Origin of the sequence: Kineococcus vitellinus, from assembly GCF_009906315.1 — a bacterium.
GTDB classification, from domain to species: Bacteria; Actinomycetota; Actinomycetes; order Actinomycetales; family Kineococcaceae; genus Kineococcus; species Kineococcus vitellinus.
Genome location: NZ_JAAALL010000212.1, coordinates 1 through 7,817, shown reverse-complemented (window position 1 = coordinate 7,817; position 7,817 = coordinate 1). Strand labels below are relative to the sequence as shown.

The window sequence follows — 7,817 nt, the reverse complement described above, 5'->3', positions numbered from 1 at the left end:
GGAGAAACCGATGCTCCGCACGCCCCAGCCCGCGAAGCCCCGCGCGATGCAGCGCGTCCGCGCCTCGCTGGCCGCCACCGCCCTCGCGGTGACGATCCCCCTGGTCACCGCCCAGGCCCCCGCGCAGGCCGCGGACAACCCCTACGAACGCGGTCCCGCGCCCACGACCTCGAGCATCCAGGCGACCCGCGGCTCCTTCGCCGTCTCCACCACCACGGTCTCCGGCTTCTCCGCGCGCGGTTTCGGCGGCGGCACGATCTACTACCCGAGCACGACCACGGCCGGGACCTTCGGCGGCGTCGTCATCGCCCCCGGCTACACCGCCTCCCAGTCGAGCATCGCCTGGCTGGGCCCGCGCCTGGCCTCGCAGGGTTTCGTGGTGTTCACCATCGACACCCTCAGCCGCTACGACCAGCCCGCCAGCCGCGGCGACCAGCTGCTGGCCGCCGCCGACCACCTCACCGGTTCCAGCAGCGTGCGCTCGCGCGTCGACGCCAGCCGGATCGCGGTCATGGGGCACTCCATGGGCGGCGGCGGGACGCTGGAGGCCGCCAAGGACCGCCCCTCGCTGCAGGCCGCCATCGGCATGACGCCGTGGAACATCGACAAGACGTGGCCGGAGGTGTCCACCCCGACGCTGGTCATCGGCGCGCAGAACGACTCCACGGCCCCCGTCGCCTCGCACTCGGAGCCGTTCTACCGCTCGCTGCCGGCCACCACGGACAAGGCCTACCTGGAGCTGCGCGGCGCCAGCCACTTCGCGCCCAACAGCTCCAACACCACGATCGCCTCCTACAGCATCTCCTGGCTGAAGCGGTTCGTGGACGACGACACCCGCTACACGCAGTTCCTGTGCCCGACGCCGAGCGCCACCACGGCGATCAGCGAGTACCTCAGCAACTGCCCGTACTGATCCTCCCGCCCCGCCGCGCCCGCTGCGCCCGCCGACCGCGCCCGAGCGGTCGGCGGGCGCAGTGGGCACACTCGGGGCATGAGCCCGACCGAGGACCCCGCCTTCGCCGACCTGGCCCTGCGGGAGGAGCTGCTGCGGCCGCTGACCGCCCTCGGCTACGAGGAGCCCACGCCCATCCAGCGCGAGGCCGTGCCGCCGCTGCTGGCGGGGCGCGACGTCCTCGGGGTCGCCGCGACCGGCACCGGCAAGACCGCCGCCTACGCGCTGCCGCTGCTGCAGGTCCTTGCGCCGCTGCCCGAGCGGCCCGGCACCCCCACCGCCCTGGTGCTGACCCCGACCCGCGAGCTGGCGGTGCAGGTCTCAGAGGCGGTCTACAAGTACGGCCGCGAGCTCGGCGCCCGGGTGCTGCCCGTCTACGGCGGGACCCCGATCGGCCAGCAGCTGCGCTCGCTCGAGCGCGGCGTGGACGTCGTCGTCGCCACCCCCGGCCGGGCGCTGGACCTGCTGGGGCGCGGCGCGCTGAGCTTCGAGGCGCTGCGCACCGTCGTGCTCGACGAGGCCGACGAGATGCTCGACATGGGTTTCAGCGAGGACATCGAGGAACTGCTCTCCGCCGCCCCCGAGGACCGCCAGACGGTGCTGTTCTCGGCGACGATGCCCTCGCGCACGGCGGCGCTGGCCCGACGCCACCTGCGCGACCCGGTGCGGGTGCGCATCGAGCGCCCGGCGGTGGCGGCCGGTCAGGTGCCCAAGGTCCGCCAGATCGCCTACCTGGTGCCCCGCGCGCACAAGACCACCGCGCTGGGCCGGGTGCTGGACGTCGAGGCCCCCACCGCGGCGCTCGTGTTCTGCCGCACCCGCGAGCAGGTGGACACCGTCACCGAGAGCCTCAACGGGCGCGGCTACCGGGCCGAGGCCCTGCACGGCGGCATGGGCCAGGACCAGCGCGAGAGGGTGCTGGGCCGGTTGCGGGCGGGGACCGCTGATCTGCTGGTGGCCACCGACGTCGCCGCCCGCGGCCTCGACGTGGAGCACCTGAGCCACGTCGTGAACTTCGACGTGCCCAGCGCCCCCGAGTCCTACGTGCACCGCATCGGCCGGGTCGGGCGCGCCGGGCGCGAGGGCGTGGCCATCACGCTGGCCGACTCCCGCGAGCACCGGATGCTCAAGACGATCGAGCGCGTCACCGGCCAGCGCATCGCCGTCGAGGCGCTGCCGACGGTCGCCGACCTGCACGCCCGGCGCCTGGAGCTGACCCGGGCCGCGCTGCGCGAGAGCCTGCTCACCGACGAGCTGGACCGCTTCCGCAGCGTCGTCGAGTCGCTCGGCGACGAGTTCGACCTCGTCCAGATCGCCCTGGCGGCCGTGAAGCTGGCCCACGAGGCGACCGGCGGCCGCGACGGCGAGGACGTCGACATCCCCGCCGAGCGCCCCGGGCCCGACCGGGACGCCGGGCGCGGCACCCGCTCCGAGCGCGGACCCCGCGGCGAGCGCGCCCGCCCGGCCGGCGGCGACGGCTCCCCGACGACCCGCCTGTTCATCGGCGCGGGACGCAGCGCGGGCATCCGGCCGCAGGACCTCGTCGGGGCGATCGCCGGGGAGTCCTCCCTCACCGGCCGCGACGTCGGCGGCATCGAGATCACCGAGCGGTTCTCCCTGGTGGAGGTGCCCGCGGACAAGGCCGAGGAGGTCATCCGGGGCCTGCGCGGGGCGACGCTGCGCGGCAGGCGGCCGACGGTGCGCCGCGACCGCGACGGGGCGGGTGCCCGGGGTTCGGACTAGGTCCCTCCGCGGGTCGTGGTCCCGACGCCCGGTGCGGACGTGCTCGGAGCGCAGGACGACCGGACGTCCGACGGGCTGCGCGGGGACGCGGTGGCAGCGGGAATGCCGCTGCCCGCCGCCGGCTTGCAGAGGGTGGTCGATCCGCTGCACGTCCCCGGGCCTCACCTCCAGCCGCTTCGAGCGGCCTCTCGCCGAGAGGCGACTGCCGGACCGACCACCACACGTCCACGGCCGCCGGGCCCGAGAGCCCGGCGGCCGTCGTGCGTCCGGGTCAGGTCATCACCGTGCTGAACGCGGGATGACCGTGAGGTCGGTGAAGACGCCAGACTGCTGAGATGGCAGGTCACTCCGACGTAGAGCTGCAAGCCGCCCTGGATGTCGCTGATGCTTGCTCGAGCCAGCCCGATGACCAGGCTCCCGCTGATGAGTGGGAGAAGTGGATGGAGCTGCAGAGTGCGGCGAGCACCGTGGCGGGCTGTGTGCAGACCGTCGTCGCGGGAGGGCAGCTAGATCGGGAGGCCGTCGCTGAGGCCGGACTCTTGTTCGACGGCCTCCACCGGATGGGGTGGCATCGAGAGGAGACCGCAGCGTGGCTTCGGGTGCGGGACCTGCTCCTGTTCAGATGATCACGCTGATCGCGGGATGACCGTGAGTTCGCATCACCTTTATGAGGAGACCAGGGAGGATCGGCTCACTACCGTTGCGGTGTGGCTCCCACCAACCCGGTCAACGGCAAGGGCACCTACGAGATCCGCATCGGCCTGTGGGCCACGCGGGAACAGGCGCTCGAGGTGAAAGAGCGCCTGACGAGAGCCTTGTGCCCCGGGCCGGAGCACGAGGGTCCGTGCGAGATCCCGTGGTCCAGCGCGGTGCTGGAGCCGCAGGTGGTCGACGAGGGCGGTGACCACTACGAGGAGCTGGTGACGCAGGCGAGGATCGAAGGCAGCTACTGAGTGCGCCCAGGCGCGCGGCGCGGCATGACCGCGCAGGGCGGCATGACCAAGCGCACCGCTATGCGGGATGACCGTGAACTCGTGGATGGCCTGGGACGAGTGGCTGGCGGGGAGGCGTCCGTATGTGGCCGCCTCCTCGCCAGCACCCATGAGTCCTACGAGACGTCTGCTTGCATGCCGCCGACGAAGCCACGCCTACGCAGCTCGGTGAGGATGCGCCTGGCGTTGTCGGCCGGTGCCGTCTGAGTGGTGTCGATGGAGATCACCTCGGACGGCGGTGGCTGGTACAGGTCCGTGGTCAGGGTGTACTCGCGGTAGCCCTCAGGGTCCGACCCTTTTCGCAGGGCCACCCGGTCGGGGTTGCCGATCCGGCTCACCTGCACGTCGAGGTCGCAGGTCAGCATGACGGCGAGGAACAGCGACCCGCGCCGGTGAGCCAGGGACCGGTAGACGTCGTACTGCTGGGCCGCGGTGGGGCCGTCTTCGATGACGTTGGTGAAGACGTAGCTGTTGGTGGCTGGAGCGAGGTCTTCGATGGTGCGGACGACGGCGTCGCGGATCGGTACCACGTAGTCCCAGATCGCCGTTGGGATGGGCTCCACGCCGTCCCATCGGAAGAGTTCGAGCAGGGGCCGGTTGATGAGCGCGTTGTCGACCAACACGCCGTCGAGCTGGTGGGCGAGCTGTCCACCGACGGTCCGCTTGCCCATGCCGGGGTAGCCCAGCATGAAGACGACGCAGGTGGTGAAGGTGTCTGTGGTGGGGTCGGTCAAGCCTGCTTCGCGGCGCGTCGGCAGGGGTGTGGACGAGGTGGTCATGGAGCTGCTTCCTGGTTGAGGGTCAGAAGATGGCCGGCCACCGCGTGGTGGTCGGCGTCTGACCGCCCGGCGTCGGGCGGCTGACCCTCAGCGGGTGCGCGTAGCGGGGAAGCACTCCATGGAACGAACGTAGCGGGTCTGCGGTGTCTGGTCAGCTCCCGAATCGTGCCCGCGGCCACCGCGGAGGGTGAAGCTGATCTCGCTGCTATCGCCCCCTGTCCGAATGATCTTCACGCTCAGCCTGACCTCGCTCATCGACAGACGCGCGAGGGGGTCTGCGGGATGACCGTGCACTGGCTACGACCACACTCAGCTCGCGCCATGATCGGACGCTGCAGGCTCGCCTACGAAGGAGCGAGTGCTGAAGCTGATCCGCGGCGGCTGCCCGGCTCAGGGGCGTTGAGTGGGCTCAGCTGATGGTGAGCGCGACGTTCACGTGACCCCAGGCAGGCTTGCCGTCCACCGTGACCCACTGCACCGCAGATGACCAGGCGTAGGTACCGGGCAGGGCGTTGACGTAGGTGATGTACCAGCCTGAGGGTGCGCTCACATCACCGGAGGGTGTACCGCCGTGGCCGGCGGCCTGGTTCTCCAGGTCGATGCTGACGTGCCTGCCGTTCGCCGTCACCTGTTGGCGATCGATGACGGGGTTGAGGGTGACCATGCCGGAGGGGACGCTGAGCACGAGGACTGTTCGTGAGCAGCTGCTCACCCGGTGCCCGCCATCGGCGTCCTCGACGCCGTCGGCGGCGCTCAGCGATGTGATGATCACCGCGGGGTTCTCAGGATCGTCGGGGATCAGGGTCGCCTCCACCGTCACTGGCCCGAGCTCCACTGGCTCGCACGCAGAAGGCGTCGAAGGTTCCGATGGCGTCTCTGCTGAGGTTTCCGGTGAGGCGCCGGCTGAGCTTCCTGAGTCGGTGCAGCCGGTCAGGAGCAGCAGCACGGCAGCTGCCATGACAAGTGACAGTCGCTGCATCGCCACCTCCACTCGTCACCGCCTCCCTCACTGCCTATTGTCCGGGGTCCAAGCCGCCTCGGCGTTTGGTGGGCGCACATGGCCCTGGAGGCAACGGTAGCTCCTCACCTCCTGGGTGATGATCAGAATGACTCGGAGAGCTCGGCTGCCTCGCTGAGCCATCGAGGCAGCCGGTGTGAGCAGGTCGCCGGATGCTCCGGTCGCCGTCGACTGCGGACGCCCCGCAGCGCGGGGATGAGCGGTCGATCGGGTGTGGCGCTGGACTACGTTCGGGTACGTGATCGGGAGCATCGACGAGGTCGTGATCGACTGCGCGCAGCCGGCGGTGCTGGCGGCGTTCTGGGCGGAAGTCCTCGGCGGGGAGCCGGTCGGGCGCGATGAGTCGTGGTGGTACGTGCTGCCGCCGGGGTGGACGCAGCTGTCCTTCCAGAAGGTGCCGGAACCCAAGAGGGTCAAGAACCGCCTGCACCTGGATGTGCGGGTGCAGGACATCCAGGCGGCCACGGCGCAGGCGGAGGTGCTCGGCGCGCGACGGGTGGGCGAGGTGCACCGCGACCGGGCCGGCTCGTTCCAGGTGCTCCTCGATCCGGAGGGCAACGAGTGGTGCGTGGTCAAGCCCGCCTGAGCTCGGTGTGACCATCCGGCCATCGACGCGAGCGTGGAGTCGCCGCTCCTCGCCCCGCAGGACGGGCTTCGGAGCGCGCCCGGCGGTTCCCGGTGGATCCTTCACGGCGGCGCCGGGTCGTCGAGCGCCCGGAGTGCGGCGGTGTCGCCGAGGTGGGCCGCGAAGGCCTCCGTGGTCTGCTCCCCGAGGAGCAGACCGGTCCTGCCGATCCGCTCCACGAGCGCGCGGTAGCGCGGTGAGGCGTCCAGCGCGTCGACGTCCGCGCGGCTGCGCCAGCAGGTGACGACGACGCACCGCGAGCCGTCCCGGCCCATGAGGGCGCCGAGGAAACCCCCGTGCTCGCGGAACACCGGCAGCGACACGTCGCGGGCGAACCGCTCGTACTCCGCGGCGCGCGCGGCGTCCACCTGCGTGCGCCAGATCCTGACGATCGAGAACCCTCCTGCGGGTGGGGCGTCCCGGGCCGCCATCGCAGGGAGCGCGCCGTGCCGCGCCGGGGTTCTTCCCGGCGCCCCGGCTCCGTCCCGCGGTACCGTCGCGCCGCGCCGCTACGACGGGGTGGTCGCGGCTGCGTTGCAGCGCAGCGGGATCCGGACCACCGCACGGAGGGGCGGCCCCGGGCCCCGACCGTGAGGGCGCGGGCCGGCCCGCTCAGGGAGCGGCGAAGCTCGCGGCGTCGGGGTGGCCGAACAGGCCCGGCAGCCCACCGCTGTGCAGCAGCACGGTGCGCTGCCCGGCGCGCACCTCGCCCTCGGCCACCGCGGCGAGCAGGCCCGCCGCGGCGCGGCCGGTGTAGACCGGGTCGAGCACGATCCCCTCGGTGCGCGCGAGCAGCGCCAGCGCCGCGCGCACGGCGGGTGTCAGGGCGGCGTAGCCCTCGCCCACCTGGTCGCGGCGCAGCCGCAGGTCGCCGGGCGCGGGGACGTCGGCGGGGACGTCGGCGGGGACGTCGGAACCCGCCTCGCGGGCCAGGCCGGCGACGAGGTCGTGGACACGCTCGCGCGGGTCGTCGACGGCGCCGGTGTCGACGCCGAGGACGCGCCGCGCCCCCAGGGCGTGCACCAGCCCGGCCATGGTGCCGCCGGAACCGACGGCGACCACGACGGCGTCGAGGCCGGGCAGCTGGTGCAGCAGTTCCGCACCGGCCCGCACGTACCCGCGGGCGCCGACCACGCTGGACCCCCCGAAGGGCACCACCTCGGTCGCGGTGCCCGCCCGGCGCAGCGCCTGCGCCTCCTCCTCCGCGCGGGCGGCCAGCTCCCGCGGGCCCACGTGCCCGGCCCAGACGGTGCGGGCGCCCAGCAGCCCGTCGAGCAGCAGGTTCCCGCCCGCGGTGGCCGGGGCCTCGCCCTCCAGCACGAGCACAGCCCGCAGCCCCAGCCGGGCCGCGGCGGCGGCGGTGAGGCGGGCGTGGTTGCTCTGCGGCGCACCGCTGGTGACGACCGCCCGGGCGCCGCGCGCCAGCGCCGCCCCCATCGTGTGCTCCAGCTTGCGGACCTTGTTGCCGCCGCCGGCCAGGCCCACGAGGTCGTCGCGCTTGACCCACAGGTCCTGCGGCCCCAGCCCCAGCGCCGCCGCCAGGCGGGGCGCGGGCTCCAGCGGCGTCGGCCACGAGCCCAGGACGGCGGGGGCGCCCTCGCGCGGGGCGTTCTCGTGCGGGCCGGTCACGACCGGTCGTCCTCGGGCGCGCTCACGCCGGGAGCGTAGCCGGGCGGGGGTCGGCCGCGGCGGGAGCGGCCGGTGCGGT

At 73.1% G+C, this 7,817-nt stretch carries 8 protein-coding genes; 4 read left to right on the top strand and 4 right to left on the bottom strand.

Translation table 11 applies throughout. From position 1 onward, the window contains the following. The first annotated feature begins 46 nt into the window (after positions 1-46). The 3 genes from GTQ99_RS16565 to GTQ99_RS16555 all read left to right on the top strand — a co-directional run bounded on the left by GTQ99_RS16565 (position 47) and on the right by GTQ99_RS16555 (position 3,648). Complete coding sequence (locus tag GTQ99_RS16565; protein WP_420814576.1) at positions 47-913, top strand: dienelactone hydrolase family protein; 867 nt, start codon at positions 47-49, stop codon at positions 911-913. Between the two features lie 78 nt (positions 914-991). Then, on the top strand, positions 992-2,695 hold the full coding sequence (locus tag GTQ99_RS16560; protein WP_166616836.1) for a DEAD/DEAH box helicase: 1,704 nt from the start codon (positions 992-994) through the stop codon (positions 2,693-2,695). A 707-nt stretch (positions 2,696-3,402) separates the two neighbouring features. Beyond that, on the top strand, positions 3,403-3,648 hold the full coding sequence (locus tag GTQ99_RS16555; RefSeq protein WP_166616835.1) for an SPOR domain-containing protein: 246 nt from the start codon (positions 3,403-3,405) through the stop codon (positions 3,646-3,648). Positions 3,649-3,803: 155 nt separating this feature from the next. Here GTQ99_RS16555 and GTQ99_RS16550 read toward each other — a convergent pair whose 3' ends face one another. Next, positions 3,804-4,466, bottom strand: coding sequence for a P-loop nucleotide/nucleoside kinase family protein (locus GTQ99_RS16550; RefSeq protein WP_166616834.1), 663 nt, complete (start codon positions 4,464-4,466; stop codon positions 3,804-3,806). Positions 4,467-4,875: 409 nt separating this feature from the next. Next, positions 4,876-5,451, bottom strand: coding sequence for a hypothetical protein (locus GTQ99_RS16545; RefSeq protein WP_166616833.1), 576 nt, complete (start codon positions 5,449-5,451; stop codon positions 4,876-4,878). Between the two features lie 271 nt (positions 5,452-5,722). Between GTQ99_RS16545 and GTQ99_RS16540 the strand changes: the two genes are divergently transcribed. Further along, on the top strand, positions 5,723-6,070 hold the full coding sequence (locus GTQ99_RS16540; RefSeq protein WP_166616832.1) for a VOC family protein: 348 nt from the start codon (positions 5,723-5,725) through the stop codon (positions 6,068-6,070). Positions 6,071-6,171: 101 nt separating this feature from the next. Here GTQ99_RS16540 and GTQ99_RS16535 read toward each other — a convergent pair whose 3' ends face one another. Further along, a complete protein-coding gene (locus GTQ99_RS16535) occupies positions 6,172-6,477 on the bottom strand; it encodes a hypothetical protein (RefSeq protein ID WP_166616831.1) in 306 nt (101 codons plus the stop codon). A 244-nt stretch (positions 6,478-6,721) separates the two neighbouring features. Continuing rightward, on the bottom strand, positions 6,722-7,738 hold the full coding sequence (locus tag GTQ99_RS16530) for a pyridoxal-phosphate dependent enzyme (protein WP_338075046.1): 1,017 nt from the start codon (positions 7,736-7,738) through the stop codon (positions 6,722-6,724). Positions 7,739-7,817 lie beyond the last annotated feature (79 nt).